Below are 25352 nucleotides of genomic sequence, written 5' to 3'. Positions count from 1 at the left end.
CCGGTGCACGGGAACGGAGACGACGATGCTCCATCCGCAGACGTCCTTCCTCTTCGACCTCGACGGGACGCTCGTCGACAGCGTCTACCAGCACGTGCTCGCCTGGCGCGAGGCGCTCGAGTCGGAGGGGATCGAGCTCTCCGTGTGGAGGATCCACCGCCGGATCGGCATGAGCGGCGGGCTGTTCACGAACATGCTCCTGCGCGAGACGGGCGTGGAGCTGTCCGGCGAGCGCATCGAGCGGCTGCAGCGCCTGCACGGCGAGGCGTACCGGCGGCGGCTCGCCGACGTTCGCCCGCTGCCCGGGGCGCGCGAGCTGCTCGCGGCGCTCGACGCGGCGCGGATCCCGTGGGCGATCGCGACGAGCGGCCGGATGGAATCGGCCGGACCGGTGATCGCCTCCCTGGGGGTCGACGCGGAGCGCGTGCCGATCGTCACGCGGGACCAGGTCAGGCACGCGAAGCCCGATCCCGACCTCTTCCTGGCAGCGGCGCAGCGGCTCGGGGTTCCCATCGGCTCGGCGTCGGTGGTGGGTGATGCGGTCTGGGACATGCTCGCCGCCCAGCGGGCGCGCGCGCTGGGGATCGGCCTGCTGTCCGGCGGCTACGGCGAGGGAGAGCTCGAGCGCGCCGGCGCGTACCGGGTGTTCGAGGATCCGGCGGACCTCCTCGAGCACCTCGACGAGGTGGGCGGCCGCCGCTGACGAGGAGCAGGGGAGGTGCGAATGGCCGAAGCTCCCGTCGCGGTCGTCAGCGGGGCGAACCGCGGGCTGGGCCTGGAGGTGAGCCTGCAGCTCGCCGACCGCGGCTTCGACGTCGTGATGGGCGTGCGCGAGCTGCGGAAGGGCGAGGCGGCGGCGCGAGGTCGCAAGGCGCTCCACCCCGCGATCCTCGACGTCGCCGATCCGGAGTCCCCGGCCCGGCTCGCCGCGGAGGTCCGCGCCGCCTTCGGGCGCTGCGACGTGCTCGTCAACAACGCCGGAATCCACTACGACACCGGAGACCACGCCTGGAGCCCCGACTGGCGGGTGGTCCGCGAGGCCTTCGAGACGAACCTCTTCGGCGCCTGGCGCCTCGCCGAGGCGCTCCTGCCGCTCATGCTCGAGCGTGGACGCGGACGCATCGTGAACGTGTCGAGCGAGGCAGGCTCGCTCGCCTCGATGGGCTCGGACACCCCCGCCTACTCCACCTCCAAGGCCGCCCTCAACGCGCTGACGCGCGTCCTCGCCGCCGAGCTGGCCGGCACCGGCATCCTCGTGAACGCGGTCTGTCCGGGCTGGGTGGCGACCGACATGGGCGGGGCCGGCGGCAGGCCCATCCCCGAGGGCGCGCGCGGGATCGTCTGGGCGGCGACGCTCCCGGACGATGGCCCGACGGGCGGGTTCTTCAGGGACGGGCGGCCGCTGCCGTGGTGAGGCGGGTCGCCGGCGACAAGTGCTTCCGCCCTCGTGAGCACCGCCTGGGCGATGCGCAGTCTGCCGGAATCCTGAACAGCCCTGTCGGATTCGCGGACACGCGTCGTCATGGCGCCCCCGGCTCCGCCACGAACCCGACCATCCACGCGTCGAGGCGCTCCTCGAAGCGGATGTTGAGCGGGTCGCGGCCCTGCTGGCGCCGCAGGAACAGTCCGAGGCCCAGGCTCCGCGGCGCGCGAGCCAGCAAGGTCACCTCGGCCGCCAGATCGCCGAACGCAGGCCGCGCGACCGTGCCGAGGTGGCGCGAGCCGGCGAGGCCCAGGCGGAGGCCGAGCTCCGAGTGCGCGGCGACGAGCGGCAGCGCCCGCGTCAGGTGCCACAGGGCGGGCAGCTCGAGCTCCGCCGACGCCCGCCCTACGACCGCGCCGTACCGGCGGCGCATCTGCGCGGGCATGCACGCCCCGAGCCCGCAGGGCACGTTCCACTCCGCCGAGGAGCGGGCGGAGAGGATCGCCCGGCCGCGTCCAGCGCCGAGCTGCCGGAGGCCGCCGACCGCTGCGCCGAGGTAGTTCGTCGTGAAGCTCCCCGCGGAGAGGTCGAGCCGCTCGCTCGGCGGATCCGTCAGCGGAACGCAGTCGAAGTCGCCCTTTCCGGTGCGGAGGTGATCCGTGAGGGCGCAGCCTTGCTGCCCGTTGGAGCGGTGCCCCACGGAGAGCTCGAGGGCGGCGAGCGTGCGCGGGCCCCGGGGTGCCGCCCCCGCGTCCTCGGGTCGGGCGGCCGCGAAGATCTGGAGCTTGGCGCGCGGCTCGTAAGTGGGCGTGCGGACGGGCGTGGAGTCCTCGCGCAGGAGCCGGAACATCCCCAGGAACGACATCGAGAGCGAGGTCGTGACCCCGCCCGACTCCTGCAGGCCCGGATCCTCGAGCCCGTTCCAGAGCACGAGGTGCAGGGCGGGATCGGCCTCGAAGGCCTGGCGCCGGTCGGTCGTGAGCGACACGTACGACCGCTCCAGGAACGGGACCCGCTCGTCCGCGCGCGGCAGGTGAGCCGCGCAGCCGCTCGAGGCGACGAGCGCGGCGGCGGCGCAGGCGGCCGCGCCGGCCCGGCCGCCGGGCCTGGTTCGCGCCGCGGGTCGCTGCCTCGGGTTCGCTCGCGACGCGCCGAGGTCGTCGCGGACGCCCCGTGGCGGCGTCCTGGCCGATGCACGGAGATCCGACACCTGGAGCACGCCACGCGCGTCTGCACGGGCCGTTCCGCTCGGCCGTCCGCTTGCAGGGAGCGCCCTCGATGGCGCCGCGCCGATCCTCGCCGAAGGCCTCCTTCCTCCTGCTCCTCCTCCTCGCCGCCGCCCCGGTCCGCGGTGCGGCGGACGCGCCGCCGCACGAGCGCCGGGTGGAGTACGCCGCGCCCGCCGCGACCCGCAGCGCTCCGGACGCGAAGAGATCCGAGCGACGGGCCGAGTACGCCGCTCGCGAGGCGGACCTGCAGCTCCTCCCGCCATCGTCGATCACGGCGGCCCCCGGGCTCGAGCGGCCGGAGCGCTCCGGCGACGGCGCTCGCCGCTTCGTGCTCCCCGCCGCCGAGGCGCTCGGCGTCCACGCCGTCATGGTGAGCTGGAACCGCTGGGTGGGCGCGGCTCCCTGGGGCGACGTCTCCGCCGACTCGATCGGCCGCAACCTGCGCAGCCGGTGGGTGCTCGACGACGATCAGTTCTGGGTGAACCAGTTCGGTCATCCGTACCAGGGCACGTGGGCGTTCACCGCGGCGCGCTCCACGGGGCTCGGCTTCTGGCAGTCCGCGTCCTACGCGTTCGCGGCGAGCGCGCTCTGGGAGATCGCGGGGGAGACGGAGCGGCCCGCGAGGAACGATCAGATCACGACCCCCGTGGCGGGCATGGTGCTCGGGGAGGTCCTGACGCGCTTCTCGGACGCGCTGCGGGCGGAGGGCGGAGCCTGGCGCGACGCCGCCGCGAGCGTGCTCTCGCCCATGTCGGCGGTGAACCGGCGGCTGTACGTCGCGACCACGCCCATGGAGGCGCCGTCCTCGCGGTGGGAGCTCTCCCTGTCGGCGGCGTCGGGGGCGGACCGCGAGGAAGCGTGGCACGGGCGGGCGGGCCTCGACTTCACGTGGGGGCTCCCCGGCGACCCGGACCTCGAGCTCGCGCGGCCGTTCGACCACTTCGTGCTCGAGGCGGCGTACGGCTTCTCCGCGGATCCGGACGCGACGGTGCGCGGCCGCGGGCTCCTCGCCGGTGCCGTGCTGGAGCCCACGCGCGCGGTGCGCGGGCTGTGGGGACTCTTCCTGTCCTTCGATCTCGACACGCCCGGACCGTACCGCGTCTCGACGAGCGCGATCGGGGTGGGCGCGAGCGGTCGCGCCGACCTCGGCGGAGACTGGGCGCTCGAGGCGGACCTCCACGGCGGGGCGGTGCTGCTCGGCGCCGCCGGATCCGTCGCGCGCGCGCCGGACGGCACGGGGCGGGACTACCTGATGGGCCCCGGCGCGCAGTCGCTGCTCGACGTCGCCCTGCTCGCCGGCACGCGCGCGCGCGCAGGCCTGACCCTCCGCCAGTACCTCGTGCTGGGCGAGGGCGAGCCGGGCGGGACGGCGCTCCTGCTCGAGGCGCGCGCGGGGGCGACGCTGCGCATCGTGGGCGCCAGCGCGATCGCCGTGGAGGTGACCCGTCGCGCCCGGCGGGTGCAGGACGCGACGTTCCACGCGGACTCTGCCGTGCAGCTCTCGTACGTGCTGCTCGGCGGCCCGTCGCCCCGCTTCTCGGCCGAGGCGATCCCCGAGGAACCTTGATGATGACAGGGGTTGCTCGCTTGGGGTTGAGCCGCTCCCCCGATGAACGCGCCAGAGGCGGCGAAGCAGCCGGACGTCACGTCGGGGCGTGACCGGCTGGGCGCGGCGCGGGCGTGAATTTGCGCGGGTGCATGCGAGCGACGCGCATCCACAGCTCGTGCGGGCGCACGGACCGGAGCGTCTCGGGAGCTCGCTAGCGTTCACCTACAGCGACCGCTATCGCCAGCGATAGTTCCTCAGGACGTCGCAGCGTCGCTCGCGCCCAGGGAGAGCGTCCCGGTTGCGGTGGGTGAAACTTTCCCATTGACGCCATCTCGCCACGATCGCGCTCGGGCGTACGGGTCGGCGCGGAAGGGCCGCTCTCGCGCACGCGCCTGGCGCGTGTCACGTGCGCCGACCGCCGAAAGGCATCGACGAGGGTGAAGCGAAGAACGCCGCGCAGGCGCGAGCCTGGAGCGTCTCCGGAGCTCCGGAAATCGCGTGTTACGAAGGGTGTACTGGAGGTGCAACCCCATGTCCGCGCTCGCCCCCGCTTCTCTCGAGTCCAATGTCCTCGCCCTGCGCCTGCGCGAGCTCGCCGGAGAGGAACGAAACGTCCAGGTCGACTTCCTCCTGCACCTCGACGAATTCGATCGGCGCCGCGCGTTCGTGGAGGCCGGCTATTCGTCGCTGTGGAGCTACTGCCTCGAGGCGCTCCACCTGCGCGAGGGCGCCGCCGGAAGGCGCATCCAGGCGATGCGAGTGCTGCGCCGGTTCCCGACGCTGGAAGCTCCGCTGCGCGATGGGCGCCTCTGCTTGTCCACCGTGGCGCTCCTCGGCCAGGTGCTCACCGAGGAGAACCTGAACGACCTTCTCGCCCGCGCCGCCTATCGGACCCGGGCCGAGGTCGAGCACCTCGTCGTGTCCGTGCAGGCGCGCACCGCTCCGCGCACGGGCCTCCGGACGCTGCCCGAGCGCGCGCCCGCCGCGGCGAGCACAGCGCTGGCCCTCCCGGCGTCCAATGGTGGGGCCGAGCGGGCGGAGGCGTCGAGCTCGCCCGGAACTGCGGAGACCCTCGATCCGAGCCCGAATGCCGGCCGGCTCCCACCGCCTGACGCCACCCTCGAGAAGCCAAAGCGACGGGCCGAGACCCTCCCCGTCTCGGACGACCACTGGTCGCTCCGCGTCACCCTCGGCCGCGCCTGTAAGGAGGACCTCGAGACGCTCCGGTCACTCCTGTCGCACAAGGTCCCGGACGGCGACCTCGCGGCGGTGCTCCACGAAGCGATCCGCTGCGCCATCGACAAGCACGGCAAGCGCAAGGGCGCGGTCACGCCGCAGCGCAAGACGAAGGACGCGAAAGAGGACGCGAAGCAGGGCACGAAGCAGACTGCGGCGAAGCCGGCGGTGGCGAGGTCCACGATCCCGGCGATAGTGCGCCGCGCGGTGTGGAGCCGCGACGGCGGGCGCTGCGCCTGGGTCGGTCCGGACGGCTGCCGCTGCAATAGCCGCTGGAAGCTCGAGCTCGATCACATCCAACCCGCGGCCCTCGCCGGACCGTCGACGATCGACAACCTTCGGCTCGCCTGCCGAGCCCACAATCTGCTTCACGCAGAGAGGAGCTTCGGGCGCGAGCACATGGATCGCTTCCGCCGCGACGCGGGCGAAGGGCCGACGCCGCTCTCGCGCGCTGACGTGGCGCCCCTCCGTCCCGGGATGCAGCTGGGCATGTGGGCCCCGTGATTCTGCGGCGGCTCACGGAGCGGGCCGAGCCTTCTGTGGACGGAGGACGGGTTCGCGGCCTTCGCGGAGGGAGGGTCGGTCTCACGCCCCGCGCCGGTCCCCTTCCATCGCCCACCGCGACGCTCCGACCTCCGGGGCTGCGCCGGCGCCCGGCGCCCTGGGAGCGCGCTCCGGCTCCGCGACCTCGGCTTCGGGCGCCAGCGGGATCGTGAACCGCAGCGTCGCTCCGGCGCCGGGCCTGCTGACGACCCACAGCCGTCCGCCGTGCGCCTCGATGATCCCGCGGGCGATCGAGAGGCCGAGGCCCGTGCCCGTGTAGCGAACCGAGGGATCGCGCCAGTACCGGTCGAAGATGCGCGCCTGGTGCTCGAGGGGGATCCCCGGTCCGCGGTCGCTCACGGAGAACACCACCGTGCCGGGCAGCGCGCGGGACCGCAGCCGGACCGACGCGCCGCGCGCGCTCACCTTCACCGCGTTCGAGAGCAGGTTCACGAGGACCTGCTGGAGGCGGTCGCGGTCGCCCCACACGCGCGGCGGGTCGACGGCGAGGTCGAGCTCGAGGCGCACGCCGAGCTGCTCCGCGAGCGGCCGGATCGCGTCCACGGCGTCGTCCACGGGCCCCGCCGGGCAGATCGCGGTGCGCAGGATCGAGAGCCGCCCCGCGTCGATCGACGCGAGGTCGACGAGATCGCCGATGAGGCGGTTCATGCGGTTGCACACGCGCTCGATGGACTGGGAAGCCTTCCGGGCGGGGGTGCCGGGCGCGGTGCTCCCGGCGGCGACGCTCGCGGCCATCCGGATGGCCGAGAGCGGGTTCCTGAGATCGTGCGACACGATGGCGAGGGTGTCGTCGCGGGCGCGGATGGCGTCCTGCGCCTGCTGGTAGAGCCGGGCGTTGTCGATCGCGAGCGCGCACCGGCGCGCCAGCTCCGTGGCGACGCCGAGATCCTCCGCGTCGAACCGCCTGCTCGAGCCCGCGATGCCGAAGTCCATGGTCCCGAGCACCCGGTCGCGCGCGCGGAGCGGGACGGACATGAAGGACCGGACGCCCACCCTCCGGAGCAGCTCCTCGCGTGCGCGAGCCGTCGAGCCGTCGTGGTCGGAGAGGTTGTCCACCTCGCGGATGAGCTCGGGTGCGCTCGTCCGGACCTCGATCCCGAACCCGTCCTCCGCCAGCGGAGCGACGGGAGTGCGGCGCAGGATCTCGTACCCCTCGTGCGCGCGCGCCGGATCGAGCGCCTCCACCGCGACCCGACCGGCGGCGCCGCATTCGCCGGCGAGGACCACCGCGCACCAGTCGCCGAGGTGCGGGAGGGCGACGCGCGCCGACCGGGCGAGCGTCTCGTCGAAGCCGAGCGAGCTCGCGAGCTGCTCGGTCGCGATCGCGAGGAACCGCTCCCGCTTGGCGGCGCGCCGCTCCTCCGTGATGTCCTGGAACGCGATGGCGGCGCCGACGATCCTGCCGCCGCGGGTGATGGGCGCGGAGCTGTAGCGCACCGGGAAGCAGGAGCCGTCCTTGCGCGTGAGCGTGTCGTCGGCGCCGCGGTGCGGCTGGCCGGTGGCCATCACGTTCAGCAGCCGGCACGTCTTCCCCGAGCAGGTCCCCTCGATGCGGTTGCAGCGGAGCGCCGCCTTCATCTCGAGGCCGACGAGCTCCTTGCTCCGGTACCCGAGCATGCGCTCCGCGGCCGCGTTCAGGTACGTGATGCGGCCGTCCCGCCCGATGGCGTACACGCCCTCGTCCACGGCGCGCGTCACCGCGCGCAGCGACTCGAGCCGCGCGCGCACCCGCCGCGCCCCCTCGCGACGCAGGCCGACGGCGGCGCGGAGCGAGGCGCGCGCCGAGCCGCTCGTGCGGACGATGAGGGCGCCCACCAGCGCGAAGAGCACGAAGTGCAGCGCCTCGCCGCGATCGAGCGTGGGCGCCACCAAGGCGGTGAACCAGCCCACGACGAGGACGATGACGAGCACCCCGGGGCCCGCGCCGCAGGTCGCGGTGCTCACCGCGACTGCCCCCAGCGCGAGCACCGTCAGCGTGTGCGGGAACACCGGCGAGAGCACGAGCGTGAGCCCGATCGCGGCGGTGGCCAGCGTGACGGCGAGCCCGTAGCGGGCGACGACCGTGTCGCTGCGCAACCGCTCACCGATGCGTCGAAGCACGTCCAAGGGAGTCCAGGGGGACACCGTCGTCCCCTGTTCCAATCCGCCGCGGAGCGCCGTTGTTCCCACACCGACGCCGATCGCGCACGCGCGCCCACCGAGGCGGGCGCTCGGCGCGGCGGTCGTCCACGAAGCTCCGGTCCCGCGCTCCCTCGGCGCCTCAGCGCTCGGCGGCGCGGGCGCGAGGCTGGGCGGCCGGGGGCGCGCTCCAGAGCTCCCGCGGGAGCTCGCCCGCGTAGACCTTGCCGCCCACGACGTACGACGGCGTCGCGCGCACGCCGGCGCGCATCGCGTCCGCGACGTCGCGGGAGAGCCGGGCCTCCGTCGCGGGCGACACGAGGCACGCCTCGAACGCGGGGAGGTCGAGCCCGAGGCGAGCCGCGAGGGTCGCCACCGGCGCCTTGTCCTGCTGGTTCTTGAACAGCGCGTCGTCCATCTGCTCGAAGCGGCCCCGCGCCTCGGCGCAGATCGCGGCGCGCGCGAGGGAGCACGCCGACGGATGGATGGAGCGCTTCAGGGCGGGGTTGCACGCGGCGTCGAGGGGGAAGTGCCGGCGGACGATCTCCAGGTCCGGCCTCGCCGCGCGGAGGAGCGCGAGCTGCTCGTGGGCGCGCGCGCAGAACGGGCACTCGTAGTCGCTGAACTCGACGATGACGCGGTCGCCGGGGGCCGGAGCCGCCGCCGGGCTCGGGGTCGGGGTCCCCGGCGCGCCGGCGCGCGCGGCGGGAGGCGCGGGCGCCACGGACGCGTAGCGCGGGTATGCGGCCCGCGCGCCCGCGACGGCGGCGAGGAGCACGACCGCGAGCGCCGCGGACCTCGCCGGGCGCGCGCGGAGCGCGGCGAGGTCGGCCGCGATCGCGGCGGCGGGGCCGGCCGGGCAGGCGCGCCAGGCCGCCGCGAGGAGCGCGACGGCCGTGAGCCACGAGGCCACGCAGAGCAGGCACCACGCGCCGATGGCGGCCTCGCTCACGATCGCGAGCGCGATCGACGCCGCGACCGCGGTCGCCGCCACGCCGAACAGGAGCCCCCGGGCGAGGGGGCGACCGCGCCGCGCGTGGACGAGCGCCCGAGCGGCGAGCCCGGCGGCGAGGCCGTAGCCCAGGACGCCCCAGGCCGCGACGGGCAGCCCGAGGAACACGGAGAACCGGCTCAACGCCACGCGATCGCAGTTCACGACGTCGTTGATGGCGCAGAAGCTGGAGTACCCCGCGTGCGCGCGAGCGTGCAGGCGCGCGAGGAGGGCAGCCAGGGCCACGCCCAGCAGGGCGAGCCCGAGCGCCGCCACGAGCGGCCTGGCGGGCGAACGACGGTCGGGCGGGACGCCGCCGGGGCGCCGCGACGTCTTCTGACGTGCTCTCTTCATGGACGGTGAGGGTAAGCGGTCGCGGTGAGGGCCGAGAGGGTGACGTGTTCCCGGAGAAGCGTCGTGCGCGCGGCTGCACGCGCTGGATGCACGGCAGGCGCTGCCCCGGCGATCAGTCGATCGAGCAAGGCTTCACCTCGACGCACGGCGGCGGCTTCGACGCGGTCTGCGAGCGAGCCGGCGCCGCTCCGTCTCTCTTTGCTGGCTCCTCCGTCCGCGGGCGAGGGCGCAGGTCGGTGGCGCGGCGCGCGTCCGGCCGGGGGCGCTCGCCGCTCGCGGCGCGGGGCGCGGCGCCGCCGGCGGTCGCGGGCGCCGGAGGCGCCTTCGGCGCGGGCTCGTCCGCGAGCGCCGGGGCGGCGAGCAGGGCGGCGAGGGTCAGGATCAGGGCGCGGGTCATGGAACCTCCAGCTCCTGTGCATAGCACGGGCGGGCGCGGGGTCGTCCGGGATTGACCGCCGGGGGCCGCGCCGTCATGAGAGCAGGCATGTGCGAGCACCTGAGCAGCCTCCAGCGACCGAGGTCGCACGCCCTGACGCCGAGCTCGCTCGGCTGCGAGGAGTGCCTCCAGAGCGGCGACGCGTGGGTCCAGCTGCGGCTGTGCATGACCTGCGGCCACGTGGGGTGCTGCGACAGCTCACCGAACAAGCACGCCACCCGCCACTTCCACGCGACGAGGCATCCGGTCGCGAAGGCGTTCGAGCCGGGAGAGGACTGGGCGTGGTGCTACGTGGACGAGGAGCTGGTCGAGGCGATCCCCGCGTTCCCCGCGGAGTCGCCGCGAACGCACTACGCCGCTCACCCCCGCGGCTTCCCCTCTCCGTAGCCGCCCGCGGTCTGGACGCCGATCACCGCCTTGCGGTGGAACTCCGGCACGGTCAGCGCGCCCGCGTACGTGAAGGCGGACTGCACGCCGGTGATCACGTCGACGAGGATCGCGCCGACGCTCTCGCGCCCCTCGCGGATGTAGATCCGCGACGTCGAGATCCCCTCGCGGAAGAAGCCCTTCTTCGCGCGCTCGAACGCGTCGAGCCCCGCGGAGCGATCGCTCACCGCCCGGGCGCTGGCCATCCCGTAGTTCTCCTTGTACGGGCGCCCCTCGCGATCCTCCTTCACGTCGCCCGGGCTCTCGTAGGTGCCGGAGAGCGCGGTGCCGATCATGACGCGGGAGGCGCCGGCGGCGAGGTAGAGGGCCACGTCGCGCGGATCGCGCACGCCGCCGTCGGCCCACACGTGTCGCCCGCGCCGGTGAGCCTCGCGGGCGCACGCGAGCACCGACGAGAACGTCGGCCGGCCGGCCCCGGTCTGCATGCGGGTCGTGCACATGGCACCCGGCCCGACGTTCACCTTCACGATGTCGGCGCCCGCGTCGAGGAGGGCGCGGGTGCCCTCGGGGGTGCACACGTTGCCGGCCACGAGCGGCAGCGCGCCGATGGCGCGGCGCACCTCGCGGATCGCCTCGATCATGCGGCGCTGGTGCCCGTGCGCGGTGTCGAGCACGATCGCGGCGACGCCGAGCTCGGCGAGGGCGGCGGCCGCCGCGGCGGCGCCGGCCGAGATCCCGACGGCGGCGGCGACCATGAGCCTGCCCCGCGCGTCGAGCGCGGGCTCGAGCAGCTCCAGCCGCACAGCGTCGTCGCGCGTCAGCACGCCGGCCAGCCGGCCCTCGGCGTCGAGGACCGGCGCGGCCTTCACGCGCTGATCCTCCATGAGCAGGAAGGCGTCCCGGTTCGGGGTGCCGGCCGGGAGGGTCACGAGGCGCGACGACATGAGCGAGCCGACGGGCGAGTACTGGTCCCGGTCGCGCAGGTCGGCGTGCGTGACGATGCCGAGCGGCCGGCGCTCGTCGTCGACCACGACCACCATGTCGTGCGCGCGCTTGCGGATGATGCCGAGGACGTCGCGCAGCGTGGCGCGCGGCGACACGGCGAGCGGGGTGTCGTAGCGCGGGTCGGCGGCCTTGATGTGCCGGATGATGCGCGAAGCCGTCTCCAGGTCCATGTCCTGGGGCAGGACGCCGAGGCCGCCGAGGCGAGCCATGGTCTCGGCCATCCGCTTGCCGGTGACCGCGTTCATGTTCGCGGACACGACCGGGTGCGCGCCCCCGGAGAAGTCCACGGGGCGCAGGTCCACGTCGAGGCGCGAGCCGCCGTCGAAGTAGTCGGGGACGAGGAAGACGTCGTCGAGGGAGAGCTCGAGGGCCTCGTCGTGCTCGGGATGGAGGAAGCGCATGACCAGGCGATAAGCGAACGGGGGTCGCAAGGGAAGGAAAACGCTCAGAGCGTCTCCAGCACCTCCCGCGCCGCGCGCTCGCCGCTCCGGAGCGCCCCCTCGACGGTGCCGGCCAGCCCGGCGGCGGTGGCCTCGCCTGCGAAGAACAGCGTCCCCTCGACGCTGCGCGCGAGCGCGGCGGACGCGCCGTCCGAGCCGACCGGGAAGACCGCGTAGCCCCCGCGCGCGAACGGGTCGCGCGTCCAGTCGGCGATCGCCGCGCCGTCGAGCAGGTCCTCGAGCTCGGCCGGCGGCACGCCCAGGCCGTGCGAGGCGGACCGGATCGCCGCCCGCAAGACGTCCTGCTCCCGCTTCCCCGCGAGGCGGGCCGCGCCCGGTCCTCCCGCCCAGCCGACCAGCACCGGCGCGTCCACGGGCGCGAGCGTCCAGAAGACCGGCACGGCGGCGCCGGGGACGTGCAGGAACACGAGGCGCCGGCCTCCCCACGGCGCGCGCCGGAACCGCAGCAGGACCTTCACGACCGGCCCCATCGCGAGGGCCCTCGCGGCGCTTTGCTTCTCGGGCAGCGCAGGGACGAACCGGACCGCGCCGTCGCGCAGGATCGACAGCGGCAGGGTCACGATGGCGTGACTCCCCGTGATCGGCGCGAGCCGGCCTCCGGCGCGACCGCGCGCCCGGAGCCGCACCTCCCGGCGACCCCACCCGACCTCCTCGACGACGATGCCGAGGCGGAGCACGCCGCCGCGAAGCGCTCGCGCCAGCGGGGAGAGGATCCTCGCGTAGCCTCCGTCGATCCGCGCGGCGGTGTCGCCGCCGATCTCCTCCATCCCGCGGCTCAACCGCGCGAGGGCGAGGGACGACGCGGTGCGCGGATCGGCGAGGTAGAACCCGCGCACGAGCTCCCGGGCCAGGGGGATCGCCTCCCGCGACCGTCGCAGGGCGGAGCGGCGTCGGAGCAGGGCTCCGATGCTCTCGTCGTCCCGGGTGCCGAGCGCGAGGAGCTCCTGCGCGCGCGCGTACGCGGCCGTGATCCCGGCGAGCCGACTCCCTCGCGGGCGCTGGTGCCGGTCCGGCACCTCGCGGATGGCGGCCCGAGCGCGGCGCGCGAGCGCGAGCGTCCGGTCCGGGTGGCCGTGCACGAACTCGGCGCCGTGCTCGAGAGAAAGGCCCAGCACCGGGTCGAGGCGCGTGTCGATGCGCCCGCCATACCGATCGCGCGCCTCGACGAGCGTCACCGCCACCCCGCGGTCGCGGAGCAGCGCGGCCGCCGCGAGCCCGGCCGCGCCGGCTCCCACGACGATGACGTGCGGTGCGCGTCTGGCCGCCATTTCTGCACGGACAGGCTACGTCTCCCCGCCTTCCCCCGCGCCTGCCCGGCCGGAGAGCCGTCCGCGCGCCGGGGCTCGTGCCGGTTCGGTCACAGCCCGGCGCCAGGCTCGTCCGCGCCCTTCGGCATGCGGTCGCCGCCCACGCCCGTGTCGTCGTCGGCCGCCCGTCGAGCGGGCATCCTCTCATCGGGAGCGTCGCGCCGAGGAGCCGGTACGTCCTCCGTCGTGCGGGCGGGCTTCACGGGAGCGCTCGTCTGAGTGCGCGGCCGCTCTCCACCTTCGTTCGGCATGTGGCACCTCCGCGCATGACGATGAGGACGGCGCCCGGCGTGAGCGAGCCCGCGGGAACGCCTTCAACGCGTCGGCGGACGTCGCTGCGGCAGAGCCCGTCTTGCGGCAGGGCGTCCCTCCAGGGGTGCTCCCGGCGGTCGGCAGACCATTCAAGGAGCTGCCAAGGAGTGCGATGAATCGCCCCGCATTTCCATAGGTTGACGTTCCGTGACCACGCCGGTGGGTGAAATCCCCCGGGTGAAATCACGCAGGGTAAGACCACACCCGTGCGACCCCGCCACACACGCCGCCGGTCGCGGATCGCCGCTTGTGGCCCTGGCAGAAAACGCCCGACCGCCGGGCCGGCTGCGGCGGAGGGACGGGCGCGCTCAAGGGCACGGGATCACTCGGCGCGCACGACACGTCGCCGCGCGGCTCGACCTCGCGGGGCTCCCATGCCGCCGTGACGACGTTACGCGGTACACGGTGAGTGCGGGCGATCAGCGAGCGAGCGGCCCGGCTCTCGCACGTGCACCGCGGGCACCGCCGGCCGTGTGACCGGCGGTGTCTCTGGAATCGACTCTTCACGTTAAGTAATTGGGGGGAATCCCTTCATGGATGCGACGAAGCATCGCGTGCTCTCGCTGGTGATGGTCCTCGCGCTCGCCGGCTGCTCCGGTGGCTCGAACGGCAAGGACGGCAGGGACGGGCTGAACGGCCAGGACGGCGCGGCGGGACCAGTGGGGCCGAGCGGCCAGGACGGCGCGGACGGCAGGTCGACGGGTGGGGTGATGGGCAAGCTGACGTTCAAGGTCGCGGGGAAGGAGTATCCGGCGACGAACGTCACGGTGACGAGCATTCCGGACTGGTGCGGGACCGCCACGTCCGACGCGAACGGCGAGTACGAGCTCGGCTCGGGCTGCGCCATCGGCGTCTACACCATCGTCTTCTCGGGCAACGGCTTCAAGACGCTCGAGGTGCCGAACATCTCGATCGCCGCGGGCAAGGAGTACATCCTGAACCGCGAGCTCACCGCGATCTCCCCGCTCGTCCTCAAGGCCGCGAAGCCGCCGAACCCGGCCGGCTTCGAGCGCGAGGTCACCCTCGGCGTCACGGTCACCGGCGGCACGCCGCCCTACACGTACAAGTGGACGCCGCGGACCACGAACCCGACGGCGGTCACGCTGTCCGCGAATGACGTCGAGGCCCCGACCTTCACGACGGGCGCCCTCGCCGACATCGTCGCCGCCGACAAGAAGGTGATCGGGTTCGGTCCGTCGCTCGACGAGGAAGGGAAGCCCTTCCGCCCCGAGTTCCTCGGCGTCAGCAACCGGCAGCTCACGGAGATGACGTACAACTTCGACGTCGTCGTCACCGACCAGATGGGCTTCGAGGGCAAGGTCACCGTCGCGGTCGTCCCGGCGACGCTCGCCCAGGCCAACGGCTCCATCCCGACGGGCACCCTCGTCATCGCCAGCATCCCCGGCAACGCCGCCGCGCTCGTCTTCACCGAGAAGCCGATCGCCTCGAGCGCCGTGCTGAACGACGCCGACACCGCGTTCCCCTGGTTCATCGCGGACGCCCCGGGCGTCTACCGGTTCGACGGGCTCCGCGTCGCCGTCTCGAACTACGTCAGCTCGAACCCGAGCTGCGGTGGCTGCCACGAGTACCTCATGTCCGCCGAGAAGCAGGCGGCCATGGCGCTCAAGTTCAAGAAGTGGAGCAACTCGGCGCACGGGAACCACTTCTTCAAGTACATGGAGTACGACGCGAACGGCCAGCTGGTCTGGAAGACCGGCCCCGACGGCAAGCCCATCCCGGCGCCCACGGCGAACCCGACCGTCTTCTGGACCGAGCCGGGCGCGATGACGACGTTCGAGTACGGCATGACGGGCGCCGAGGGCACGCACTACGGCGAGAACTGCGTGGCGTGCCACACGACCGGCTACAACGCGGCGCTCCAGAACGACGGCTTCGACGACGTCGCCAAGGCCGCGGGCTGGACCTTCCCCGACCTCTCCAAGTACCTCACCGGCCTCACCGGCACTCCCCCCGACCTCGTCACGACGGAGCCGCAGTACGGCGCCTGGGACCTCGTCCCCGCGGACGCCAAGGCCTACGCCGGCATGCAGTGCGAGAGCTGCCACGGTCCGCTCGGCCGCCACGCCGCGAACGGCGGCTCGAAGCCGGTCGGCGAGTACGGCGTCGCCGCGTGCGCCGTGTGCCACGACCGTCCCACGAACCATGACCGCGTCGCGCTCTGGCGCCGCTCCGGCCACGCGAACACCGGCCTCGCCTTCGGCGAGTCGACCGGGGCCCGCGCCAACTCCAGCTGCGCGCGCTGCCACTCGGCGCAGGGCTTCGTGAAGTACGCCGCGAACACGCTGCAGGACTCGGTCGACAGCGGCGCCACGAAGGAGAACGTCGAGCCGCAGACCTGCGCCGCGTGCCACGACTCGCACTCCACCACCGTCCGCATCGACGGCAAGGCCCCCGTCTACGTCGCCGCCGGCTTCACCGTCTCCGGCGCCGGCACCGGCGCGCTCTGCATGACCTGCCACAACGGCCGCCGCGGTCTCAGGGGCGACGCCGTCCCGATGACGGGCTTCGCGACGCCGCACGCGCCGACCCAGACCGAGGTGCTGATGGGCATGAACGCGTACTTCATCGGCGACGCCAACGGCTACAAGGTCTCCGGCCACGCCGCCGTGTCCGAGACCTGCGTCGGCTGCCACATGAAGACCGCCGTCGAGGGCCTCCGCTACACGATCACGAACCACACGTTCGGCTTCACGAACGACGCGGGCTTCGACGCGGCGAAGTCGATCTGCAAGGAGTGCCACGGCGAAGAGGTGAACGGCGAGGCCATCGAGACGGCGTACGCGAACGCGCGCGCCCAGGTCATCGCGCAGCTCAGCGCGACCCTCGAGGCCGCGGTGGCCGGCACCGCCGGGTTCACCGTCACGCCCGCGGGCGCGGGCCACGGAGCCCCTGAGGGCACGCCGCTCGTCCTCGCGCTCACGAACATCGCGAGCATCGACGTGGAGGGCACGACCATCGTGTTCAACCTCGTCGCGGCGGTGGACGTCACGTTCCCGTCGGGAACGGTCTCGACCAAGACGGTCCGCGCCTCGGCCGGGAAGGTCACGGACGCGACGGGCGCGTTCGCGCTCGCCGGCGTGGACGGCGTCCTCTCGCGGTCGCTGTGGAACCTCGGCCTCGTGAACGACGGCTCGAACGCCATCCACAACCCGACGTTCGTGTTCGAGGTGCTGCAGGCGACGGACGAGGCGCTGAAGGCGGCGACGCCGGCGGCGGCCTGCGCGGCGACCTGCCTGTAGGCGACGCCCGCTCCCGGCGCGCTCCGCCGCGCCGGGAGCGTCGCTCCTGAAGCTCCGGGCCCGCGCCCGCCGGTCCACCGCGACCGGCGAGCCCGGGCCCGGCTCGGCGACGGCATCGCGCGTCTCGCGACGGCTCGACGCAAGCGACGGGCGCCATCAGCTCCGCGGCTCCTCGCGATCGTCCCGGTACAGCTCGTACGCCGCGGTGTACTCCATGACGCGCGCGACGTCGGCGATGAAGCTCTCCGGATACCCGGCGCGGCGGAGCAGATGGAAGCCCATCTCCATCCCCGACGTGATCCCCCCCGCGGTGATGATCCGTCCGGCGTCGACGACGCGGGCGCGGCTCGGCTTGCACGCCGGCGCGATCCGCGCGAGCCGCTCGAGCGGCACGAGGCCCGGCGGCGTCGCCTCGGCGCGGTCCGGCTCCTTGCGGTTCGTCGCGGGGAGGCCGTCGAGCAGGCCCATCGCGCCGTAGATCCAGGAGCCCGTGCAGACGGAGACGAGGAGCGTCTCCTGGGGCTGGCTGCGGATGAACTCGTGGAGGCGCCGGTTGTGCAGCTCCTGCCTCGTGCCGTAGCCCCCCGGGATCAGGAATGCGTCCATCGCAGGGCGGTCCGAGAAGCCGTAGTTCGGCAGGACCGTGAAGCCGGCCTGGGCCTGCACCGGGCGCATCGCGTCCGCGACCAGGAACGCGTCCAGCTCCGGATCGTACCGGCGCGCCACCGAGAAGACGCCGTGCGGAGCGGCGAAGTCGACGATCTCGGCGTCCTTGAAGACGTAGATGCCCAGGCGGAACCCCGGGCGAGTCGGGGCCATGTCGTACCTCCTCGTCGAGCTCTCCTCACCGATGCACGGCGCGCGCTGCCGTGTCGGGGCCTCGGCGGGGCGCGTCGCGCTCCGCTCGGGCGACGCGCCGCTCGGTCGTGCGGCCCGCGCGCGGGCGTCCGCCGAGCCCATCTGGGCCGCGCCGAGACGGCTGACGTACCGGTAAGCAGGTCTGCCGCGTCCCTGTTGCCGCGGCGCTTCGCGCTCAGGCCGGGCGCGTTCGCGGCAGCCGCCCGGCGCCGGACCGCGCGGCGAGCCGCACCACCGCCTTCTTCGCCTCCATCACCCACAGCACGGAGCTCGCGACGGCGACGCAGAGGAGCCAGTCCTTCGCGTCGAGCGCGACGGTCCGGAACGGACGCTGGAGGAACGGGGCGTGGACCACGGCGACCTGCAGGCCCGCCGAGATCGCCACCGCGAGCCAGAGCCAGCGGTTGGCGAAGGCCCGGTGGAAGGCGCTGCGGGCCACGAAGCGGGCGTTGAAGGCGTTGAACAGCTGGAACAGGACGAGGGTGGTGAACGCCAGGGTCTGGGCACGGCGGAGGCCCTGCCCCGGCGCCGAGGCGCCGCCGCCGAGGAGCCCGCCGGGCAAGGCGAGGTCCATCACCGCGAGCGTCCCGGCGGCCATGACCACGCCGACCAGGATGAGATCGAGCCAGGTCCGTGCGTCGATCACCCGGCTCCGGGGGTCGCGCGGCGGCTCGAGCATGACGTCACGGTCCGGGGGCTCGACCCCGAGCGCCAGCGCCGGGCCCGAGTCGGTCAAGAGGTTGATCCAGAGGATCTGGGTCGCGAGCAGCGGGACGACGACCGCCGAGCCCTCCTCGGGCGCGAGGCCGACGACCCCGGCGAGCAGCACGCCCAGGAGCATGACGAGCACCTCGCCGATGTTCGACGAGAGCAGGTAGCGCAGGAAGCGCTGGATGTTGGCGAAGATCGAGCGGCCCTCCTCGACGGCGGCGACGATGGAGGCGAAGTTGTCGTCGGTGAGGATCATGTCGGCGGCGCCCTTCGCGACGTCGGTCCCGGTGATGCCCATCGCCACGCCGATGTCCGCCGCCTTCAGCGCCGGGGCGTCGTTCACGCCATCGCCGGTCATGGCGATGATCTCGCCGTTCGCGCGCAGCGCCCGGACGATCCGCAGCTTGTGCTCGGCGGACACCCGGGCGTAGACGGAGACGTCGCGGGCGGCCTCGCGCAACGCCTCGTCGTCCATGCGCTGGAGCTCGGCGCCGGTCAGCACCCTGGCGCCGGCGGCGGCGATGCCCAGCTCGGCGGAGATGGCCGCCGCGGTGATCGGGTGGTCGCCGGTGATCATCACGGGCCGGACGCCTGCGCCCTGCGCCTGCGCGACCGAGGCGCGGGCCTCCGGGCGCGGCGGGTCGATCATGCCGACCACCCCGAGGAACACGAGCTCCTGCTCGACCTCGTCCGTCAGCTCGCCGGTGACCGCGTCCCGGCCCAGCGTGCGGTAGGCGACGCCCAGCGTCCGCAGCGCCGACGCGGCGAGCCTGTCGACGGCGCGCGAGAGCTCCGCGCGGCGCTCCTCGCCGAGCGCCCTCGTCCCCTGGCCGACCCGCTCCTGCGTGCAGCGCGCGAGCAGGATGTCGGGCGCCCCCTTCGCGAACACGAGCACCCGCTCCTGCTCGGCGTCCGCGTGGGCGGTGCTCATCATCTTGCGGTCCGAGGAGAACGGCACCTCGCCGACGCGCGGGTAGCGCGCCTCGAGCTCCTCCGCGGCGAGCCCCACCTTCCTCGCGGCGACGAGGAGCGCGCCCTCGGTCGGATCGCCCTGGATCGTGAAGCGGCCGTCCTGCTCGACGAGCGTGGCGTTGCTCGCGAGCCGCCCGGCGCCGAGCGTCTTCTCCACCTCCTCCAGCAGCGCGGGGTCCTCCACCGGCGCGCCGTCCCTCCGCACCTCGCCGGTGGGATCGTAGCCCGTCCCGCTCAGCTCGACGGCGCCGCTCGCCGTGACGACGGCGCGGACGGTCATCTCGTTCCGGGTCAGGGTCCCGGTCTTGTCGGAGCAGATCGTCGTGGTCGAGCCGAGCGTCTCGACCGCCGAGAGCTTGCGCACGATGACGTGGCGCGCGGCCATGCGCTGCGTCCCGAGCGAGAGCACGATCGTCGTGATCGCCGTGAGCCCCTCCGGGACGGCGGCCACGGCGAGCGAGACCGCCAGGAGCAGCACGTCGACCAGGTCGGTGAGCGACCGCAGCTCCTCCAGCACCAGGATCGTCGCGCTGATCGCGAGCGCGATCGCGACGACCGCGACGCCGAGCTGCTTGCCCACGCGGTCGAGCTCCCGCTGGAGCGGCGTCGCGACCTCCTCGGTCTCCTGGAGCGAGCCGGCGATCCGGCCGAGCTCCGTCGAGGGTCCGGTGGCGGTGACGACGGCCCGGCCGCGGCCGGAGGCGATGGCCGTGCCGCTCCACACCATGTTCGTCCGATCGGCGATCCCGGCCTCGACGGCGAGCGGGGCGCTGTCCTTCGAGACGGGCGTGCTCTCGCCCGTGAGGGCCGCCTCGGCGACCCGGAGCGCGATCGCCTCGAGCACGCGGGCGTCCGCCGGGACCGTGTCGCCCTCCTCGAGGAGCAGGACGTCGCCCGGCACGAGCCCGGCGGTCGGGACGAGCTCCTGCTTCCCGTCGCGCAGGACGCGGGCCGTCGGGGCGGTCATCGCCCGGAGCGCCGCGACCGCCTGCTCGGCCCGGCTCTCCTGGACGAAGCCCAGCACGCCGTTGAGGAGGACGATCGCGACGATGGTGAGCGTCTCGTACGGGAGCGGGGTCTCCCGCTCGATCCACCAGGCGACGAAGGAGACCACCGTCGCGACGAGCAGCAGGATCGTGAGGACGTCCGCGAACTGGGCGAGGAAGCGTCGCCAGGCGGGGACCGGCGGCGGCGAGGGCAGCTCGTTCCTGCCGTGGCGCCGGAGGCGCTCCTCGACCGCGCCGCCCGAGAGCCCGCGCCGCGCGTCGCTCGCGAGCGCGGCGACGACGTCCGCGACGGCGCGGCGCTGAGGAGATGCGTCCGTGGGGCTAATCGCGGCCAACGGCGTCCCCCGCCGGCCACCGCCAGCCCACGATGTCGGGCGGGTCGATGCCGTACTCCTGGGCGTGCAGCCGGCACTGGATCTGCCGGTTGCGGAACCGCTCCTTGGCGTGAGCGCCCGGGCCGAGCAGCCGCGGCACGCGGTCGATCACGTCCATGGCCAGGCTGAACCGGTCGATCTGGTTCTCGATCGCGAGCTCGAGGGGCGTGTTGATGCTCCCCTTCTCCTTGTAGCCGCGCACGTGCAGGTTCGGGTGGTTCCTGCGGCGGTAGGCGAGCCGGTGGACGAGCCAGGGGTAGCCGTGGAAGTTGAAGATGATCGGCGCGTCCCCGGTGAAGAGCGAGTCGAAGTCCCGGTCGGAGAGGCCGTGCGGGTGCTCCGTCTCCGGCTGGAGCTTGAACAGGTCCACGACGTTCACGAAGCGGAGGCGCAGGTCGGGGAACGCCTCCCGCAGCATGGCCGTGGCGGCCAGCGCCTCCAGCGTGGCGACGTCGCCGGCGCACGCCATGACGACGTCGGGGTCGTGCCCCTCGTCGCTGCTCGCCCAGTCCCAGATGCCGATCCCCTTCGCGCAGTGCGCGACGGCCGCCTCCATCGAGAGGTACTGAAGGTGGACCTGCTTGTCGGCGACGATCACGTTCACGTAGTTCTCGCTCCGGAGGCAGTGGTCCGCCACCGAGAGCAGGCAGTTCGCGTCGGGCGGGAGGTAGATGCGGGTCACCTCGGCGCTCTTGTTCACCACCACGTCCAGGAACCCGGGGTCCTGGTGGGTGAAGCCGTTGTGGTCCTGGCGCCAGACGGTCGAGGTGACGAGCAGGTTGAGCGACGCGATCTCCTCGCGCCACGAGAGGCGGTTGCAGATGGAGAGCCACTTCGCGTGCTGGTTGAACATCGAGTCGATGATGTGGACGAACGCCTCGTAGGACGCGAGGAGCCCGTGGCGCCCGGTCAGGAGGTAGCCCTCCAGCATCCCCTCGAGCGTGTGCTCCGAGAGCACCTCGACGGCGCGGCCGTCGGGGGCGAGCCGGCCGCCGTCGGCGTCCTCCGGGAGGCTCGCGCCGAGCCAGAGCTTCCCCGACGCCTCGTACACCGCGTCGAGCCGGTTCGAGGTGGTCTCGTCGGGCGAGAAGAACCGGAAGTTCCGGTCGTTCGCGCGCAGCACGTCGCGCAGGAAGGCGCCGAGCGGACCGGTGTTCCCCGCCTGCGAGCCCCCGGGCGACTCCACCGTCACCGCGTAGTCCCGGAAGTCGGGGAGCCGGAGCGCCTTCTTGAGGAGCCCGCCGTTGGCGCGCGCGCTCGCGCCCATGCGGCGCGGCCCCCGGGGCGCCGCCTCGCGCACGGCGGCGACCGGCGCGCCCGCCGCGTCGAAGAGCTCCTCGGGGCGGTAGCTCCGGAGCCAGCGCTCGAGCAGCGCGAGCCGGGCGGGGTCCCGCTTGACGCCCGGGATGGGGACCTGGTGCGCGCGCCAGGAGCCCTCGAGCGCGTGGCCGTCCAGCTCGGCCGGCGCCGTCCAGCCCTTGGGCGCGCGCAGCACGATCATCGGCCAGCGCGGCCGGGCGGCGACGCCGGTCCGGCGTGCCTCGGCCTGCGCCCCGCGCACGAGCTCCACGCAGCGATCGAGGGTGGCCGCCATCGCCTGGTGCATCGACTCGGGCTCGGAGCCCTCCACGAGGAAGGGCGTCCAGCCGTAGCCGGCGAGGAGCTGCGTGAGCTCGTCCGAGGGGATGCGGGAGAGCAGGGTGGGGTTGTCGATCTTGTAGCCGTTCAGGGACAGGATCGGGAGGACCGCGCCGTCGCGGATCGGGTTCAGGAACTTGTTCACGTGCCACGACGTCGCGAGCGGGCCGGTCTCGGCCTCGCCGTCCCCCACGACGGCCGCGACGATGAGGTCCGGGTCGTCGAACGCGGCGCCGCAGGCGTGGGAGAGCACGTACCCGAGCTCTCCGCCCTCGTGGATCGAGCCCGGCAGCTCGGGCGTGCAGTGGCTGCCGACGCCGCCCGGGAACGAGAACTGCTTGAAGAGGCGCCGGAGCCCCTCCTCGTCGAGGCTCTTGTCCGGGTAGACCTCGGAGTAGGTGCCCTCGAGGTAGACCGGGCCGAGCACGCCGGGCGCGCCGTGCCCCGGCCCCGCCAGGAAGAGCACGTCCAGGTTGCGCGCGCGGATGATCCGGTCGAGGTGCGCGTAGACGAACGACAGGGCCGGGCTCGCGCCCCAGTGGCCGAGGAGCCGGTTCTTCACGTGCTCGGGGCGGAGCGGCTCGCGCAGGAGCGGGTTGTCCTGCAGGAAGATCATGCCGAGCGCGAGGTAGTTGCAGGCGCGCCAGAAGGCGTCGATCCGGCCCACCTCCTCGGGCGCGAGCGGCGCTCCGCGCACGGTGGAGCGCGCAGGCCCGAACGCGGACAGGTCGGCGATTCCCGGGGTCCTCGGCGCTTGCTCGCTCACGGCTCGTCCCTCCCCCGCGACCGCGCGCGCCAGGATCCGGCGCGCGTGCCGCGCGATCATCAGCTCCTCGTCGGTGCGGACCACCCAGGCGGACACGCGGCTCCGGCCGCCGGAGATCCGCGGGCCCCCCGCGGCGTTCGCCGCAGGATCGAGCTCGAGGCCGAGCCAGGCGGCGTCGCGGCAGACCCGCGCCCGGATCTCGGCGGAGTTCTCGCCGATACCCGCCGTGAACACGACGGCGTCGAGTCCGCCGAGCGCCGCCGCGAGGGACCCCAGCTCGCGGTCGATCCGGTAGACGAAGAGGTCCACGGCGAGCCGCGCGCGCGGATCGGGCGAGGCGAGCAGCGTCCGGAGATCGCTCGAGATGCCCGACACCCCGAGGAGCCCGGACTCGTCGTACAGGAGCCGCTCGATCGCGCGCGGATCCAGGCCCCGCTCGCTCGCGAGCCAGAGCACGACGCCCGGATCCAGCGCGCCACAGCGGGTCCCCATGCAGAGCCCGTCGAGCACGCTGAACCCCATCGTCGTCGCGACGCTGCGACCCTCGAGCAGGGCGCACATGCTGGCGCCGCTGCCGAGGTGCATGACGACCGTCCGCCCGGACGCGGCGGCGGGATCGAGCGACCCGAGCGTCGAGGCTACGTACTCGTACGAGAGACCGTGGAAGCCGTAGCGCCGGAGGCCCGCCGCGTGCAGCTCCTCGGGGAGCGCGAAGCGCTCGGCCACGGGGGGCAGGGTGCGGTGGAAGGCGGTGTCGAAGCAGGCGACCTGCGGGAGCGCCGGGTCGAGCTCGCGCAGGATGCGGATGGGCGCGAGGCCGTGCGGCTGGTGGAGTGGCGCGAGCGGGACGAAGGTCTGGAGCCGGGCGAGCACGCCGTCGTCGACGAGCTCCGGCCCGGCGAAGACGGCGCCGCCGTGCACCACCCGGTGCGCCGCGCCCGCGAGCGCCCCGCCCTCCGCCGCCCCGCGGACGAAGTCGAGGAGCGCCCGCACCGCGCCCGCGTGGTCGAGGTACGCGCTCGCCGGCCAGCGACGCTCCGCGAGCACCGCGCCGCCCGGCCCGCGCGCCACGAAGCGCGGCGCGCCCTCGGGCGAGAGCCCGTCGACCTGGCCGCGGACGTCGGCCGCGAGCGCCCCATCGCGCCCGCGGAAGAGCGAGAACTTGATGGACGACGAGCCCGCGTTGAGGACCAGGATCCTATCGGGCATTTGCCGGCGCACCCCGTCGGTGCCGGATCTTCGACCCGCGCGCCTCGCGCGCAAGGCCAGGAGCGCGCACCGCCCCGATGGCCCGTGCGAGACGAGCCCTGCGCGCTCGGGCGCGGCATGGGACGCGATGAGCGAGGTTCGCACGATCGAGGCGGCCCGGAGAGGCTCGTGATCCTGGCAGGGGACATCGGCGGGACGAACGCCCGCCTCGCCACCTTCGACGTCCGGGGCGGACGGCCCGCGCTGCGCGCCCTCCGGATCTACCCGAGCGACCGCTTCGGCCGCCTCGAGGAGATCCTGGAGCGCTTCCTGCGCGAGGAGGGCGGCTCCATCGACTCGGCGGCGTTCGGCGTGGCCGGGCCGCTGCGGGCCGGCGTCGTCGTGACCACGAACCTGCCCTGGGTGGTCGACGCGGATCGCCTCGCGGCGGCGCTCGGGCTCGCCGAGGTCGTGCTCATGAACGACCTCGAGGCGCTCGCGTGGTCACTGGACGTGCTCGGCGCGGACGCGCTCGGGACGATCCACGCGGGCCGCCCGGACCCGTCCGCGGCGCGGGCCGTGATCGCGGCGGGGACGGGGCTCGGCGAGGCGGCGCTCCTGTCCATCTCCGGCCGCCTCGTCGCGCTCCCGAGCGAGGGGGGGCACGCGGACTTCGCGCCGCGCACCGACCTCGAGATCGAGCTCCTCCGCTGGCTCCGGGCGCGCCACGGCCGCGTGAGCTGGGAGCGCGTGCTCTCCGGCCCCGGGCTCGGCGACGCGTACCGCTTCCTCCGCGAGCGGAGCGGGGTCCCGGAGCCGCCGGAGCTCGTCCGCGCGATCGCCGGCGCGGGCGCGGCGAAGGCCGTGTCGTCGGCCGCGCTCGAGGGGCGCGATCCCGTCTGCGCGGCGGCGCTCGATCTGTTCGCCTCGGCGTACGCCGCCGAGGCGGGGAACCTCGCCCTCCGCGTGCTCGCGACGGGCGGCGTCTTCCTCGGCGGCGGCATCGCGCCGCACATCTTGCCCTGGCTCCGGCGCGGGGTGTTCCACGAGGTCTTCACGGACAAGGGACGGCTCGCCGCGCTGCTCGAGGAGATCCCGGTCCACGTCATCCTCGACGACCGCGCCGGGCTCCTCGGCGCCGCGCGCCGCGCGATGGAGGTCCCGGCGCGCGGTTGAGAAGAGCGCACGGAGCGCGCGTCCGTGCGG

The 25352-nt window shown here is 74.1% G+C and carries 16 protein-coding genes; 7 read left to right on the top strand and 9 right to left on the bottom strand.

What is annotated here, in order from left to right:
• Positions 1-25 precede the first annotated feature (25 nt).
• Positions 26-703, top strand: coding sequence for an HAD family hydrolase (locus MLV88_RS02700; protein WP_242352227.1), 678 nt, complete (start codon positions 26-28; stop codon positions 701-703).
• 21 nt (positions 704-724) lie between these two features.
• Entirely contained in the window at positions 725-1414 is a 690-nt protein-coding gene (locus tag MLV88_RS02695) for an SDR family oxidoreductase (protein ID WP_242332896.1), read from the top strand.
• A gap of 106 nt (positions 1415-1520) precedes the next feature.
• Here MLV88_RS02695 and MLV88_RS02690 read toward each other — a convergent pair whose 3' ends face one another.
• Complete coding sequence (locus tag MLV88_RS02690; protein ID WP_242352225.1) at positions 1521-2642, bottom strand: hypothetical protein; 1122 nt, start codon at positions 2640-2642, stop codon at positions 1521-1523.
• 59 nt (positions 2643-2701) lie between these two features.
• Between MLV88_RS02690 and MLV88_RS02685 the strand changes: the two genes are divergently transcribed.
• The gene (locus MLV88_RS02685; RefSeq protein ID WP_242352223.1) at positions 2702-4219 is read left to right on the top strand and encodes a DUF3943 domain-containing protein; all 1518 of its coding nucleotides are present in this window, start codon (positions 2702-2704) and stop codon (positions 4217-4219) included.
• Between the two features lie 513 nt (positions 4220-4732).
• A complete protein-coding gene (locus MLV88_RS02680) occupies positions 4733-5941 on the top strand; it encodes an HNH endonuclease (RefSeq protein ID WP_242332893.1) in 1209 nt (402 codons plus the stop codon).
• Positions 5942-6022: 81 nt separating this feature from the next.
• Here MLV88_RS02680 and MLV88_RS02675 read toward each other — a convergent pair whose 3' ends face one another.
• From MLV88_RS02675 to MLV88_RS02665, 3 genes are all read right to left on the bottom strand, one after another.
• Entirely contained in the window at positions 6023-8101 is a 2079-nt protein-coding gene (locus tag MLV88_RS02675) for a sensor histidine kinase (RefSeq protein WP_242332892.1), read from the bottom strand.
• Positions 8102-8261: 160 nt separating this feature from the next.
• Entirely contained in the window at positions 8262-9464 is a 1203-nt protein-coding gene (locus MLV88_RS02670) for a vitamin K epoxide reductase/DsbA family protein (protein ID WP_243336745.1), read from the bottom strand.
• A gap of 112 nt (positions 9465-9576) precedes the next feature.
• Positions 9577-9861 (bottom strand): hypothetical protein, encoded by a 285-nt coding sequence (locus MLV88_RS02665; protein WP_242360511.1) that lies wholly within the window; start codon positions 9859-9861, stop codon positions 9577-9579.
• A gap of 87 nt (positions 9862-9948) precedes the next feature.
• On the opposite strand from MLV88_RS02665, the gene MLV88_RS02660 reads away from it, so the two are divergent.
• Entirely contained in the window at positions 9949-10287 is a 339-nt protein-coding gene (locus MLV88_RS02660) for a ubiquitin carboxyl-terminal hydrolase 14 (protein WP_242336276.1), read from the top strand.
• On the opposite strand, the gene MLV88_RS02655 is transcribed toward MLV88_RS02660, so the two are convergent.
• Together MLV88_RS02655 and MLV88_RS02650 are read right to left on the bottom strand one after the other, a co-directional pair.
• Positions 10260-11693: a GuaB1 family IMP dehydrogenase-related protein gene (locus MLV88_RS02655; protein ID WP_242336277.1), complete on the bottom strand. Its 1434-nt coding sequence runs from the start codon at positions 11691-11693 to the stop codon at positions 10260-10262. The genes MLV88_RS02660 and MLV88_RS02655 overlap by 28 nt on opposite strands.
• 44 nt (positions 11694-11737) lie before the next feature.
• Complete coding sequence (locus MLV88_RS02650) at positions 11738-13021, bottom strand: flavin monoamine oxidase family protein (protein WP_242370820.1); 1284 nt, start codon at positions 13019-13021, stop codon at positions 11738-11740.
• An 884-nt stretch (positions 13022-13905) separates the two neighbouring features.
• Between MLV88_RS02650 and MLV88_RS02645 the strand changes: the two genes are divergently transcribed.
• On the top strand, positions 13906-16632 hold the full coding sequence (locus MLV88_RS02645; RefSeq protein WP_243336744.1) for a hypothetical protein: 2727 nt from the start codon (positions 13906-13908) through the stop codon (positions 16630-16632).
• 156 nt (positions 16633-16788) lie between these two features.
• Here the strand turns inward: MLV88_RS02645 and MLV88_RS02640 are convergent, their stop codons facing one another.
• From MLV88_RS02640 to MLV88_RS02630, 3 genes are all read right to left on the bottom strand, one after another.
• Positions 16789-17451 carry a DJ-1/PfpI family protein gene (locus MLV88_RS02640; RefSeq protein ID WP_242336286.1) on the bottom strand — a complete coding sequence of 221 codons (663 nt, stop codon included), beginning with the start codon at positions 17449-17451 and terminating at the stop codon, positions 16789-16791.
• A gap of 214 nt (positions 17452-17665) precedes the next feature.
• The gene (locus tag MLV88_RS02635; protein WP_242336289.1) at positions 17666-20515 is read right to left on the bottom strand and encodes a cation-translocating P-type ATPase; all 2850 of its coding nucleotides are present in this window, start codon (positions 20513-20515) and stop codon (positions 17666-17668) included.
• Positions 20502-24167: a phosphoketolase gene (locus tag MLV88_RS02630; RefSeq protein WP_242336292.1), complete on the bottom strand. Its 3666-nt coding sequence runs from the start codon at positions 24165-24167 to the stop codon at positions 20502-20504. The genes MLV88_RS02635 and MLV88_RS02630 overlap by 14 nt, the downstream gene beginning before the upstream one ends.
• A 168-nt stretch (positions 24168-24335) precedes the next feature.
• Between MLV88_RS02630 and glk the strand changes: the two genes are divergently transcribed.
• A complete protein-coding gene (glk, locus tag MLV88_RS02625; protein WP_242336295.1) occupies positions 24336-25322 on the top strand; it encodes a glucokinase in 987 nt (328 codons plus the stop codon).
• The last annotated feature ends 30 nt before the right edge of the window (positions 25323-25352 follow it).

Origin of the sequence: Anaeromyxobacter soli, assembly GCF_022808855.1 — a bacterium.
Lineage (GTDB): Bacteria > Myxococcota > Myxococcia > Myxococcales > Anaeromyxobacteraceae > Anaeromyxobacter > Anaeromyxobacter soli.
Note: the sequence above shows the minus strand (reverse complement) of the source record. Positions and strands in the feature narration are given on the sequence as shown.

Bases quoted from the DNA above. Each gene is read 5' to 3' on its own strand.
- MLV88_RS02645 (WP_243336744.1), top strand. From the start codon at position 13,906: ATGGATGCGACGAAGCATCGCGTGCTCTCGCTGGTGATGGTCCTCGCG.
- MLV88_RS02680 (WP_242332893.1), top strand. From the start codon at position 4,733: ATGTCCGCGCTCGCCCCCGCTTCTCTCGAGTCCAATGTCCTCGCCCTG.
- MLV88_RS02650 (WP_242370820.1), bottom strand. From the start codon at position 13,021: ATGGCGGCCAGACGCGCACCGCACGTCATCGTCGTGGGAGCCGGCGCG.
- MLV88_RS02665 (WP_242360511.1), bottom strand. From the start codon at position 9,861: ATGACCCGCGCCCTGATCCTGACCCTCGCCGCCCTGCTCGCCGCCCCG.
- MLV88_RS02660 (WP_242336276.1), top strand. From the start codon at position 9,949: ATGTGCGAGCACCTGAGCAGCCTCCAGCGACCGAGGTCGCACGCCCTG.
- MLV88_RS02640 (WP_242336286.1), bottom strand. From the start codon at position 17,451: ATGGCCCCGACTCGCCCGGGGTTCCGCCTGGGCATCTACGTCTTCAAG.
- MLV88_RS02630 (WP_242336292.1), bottom strand. From the start codon at position 24,167: ATGCCCGATAGGATCCTGGTCCTCAACGCGGGCTCGTCGTCCATCAAG.
- MLV88_RS02655 (WP_242336277.1), bottom strand. From the start codon at position 11,693: ATGCGCTTCCTCCATCCCGAGCACGACGAGGCCCTCGAGCTCTCCCTC.
- MLV88_RS02685 (WP_242352223.1), top strand. From the start codon at position 2,702: ATGGCGCCGCGCCGATCCTCGCCGAAGGCCTCCTTCCTCCTGCTCCTC.
- MLV88_RS02700 (WP_242352227.1), top strand. From the start codon at position 26: ATGCTCCATCCGCAGACGTCCTTCCTCTTCGACCTCGACGGGACGCTC.
- MLV88_RS02695 (WP_242332896.1), top strand. From the start codon at position 725: ATGGCCGAAGCTCCCGTCGCGGTCGTCAGCGGGGCGAACCGCGGGCTG.
- MLV88_RS02670 (WP_243336745.1), bottom strand. From the start codon at position 9,464: ATGAAGAGAGCACGTCAGAAGACGTCGCGGCGCCCCGGCGGCGTCCCG.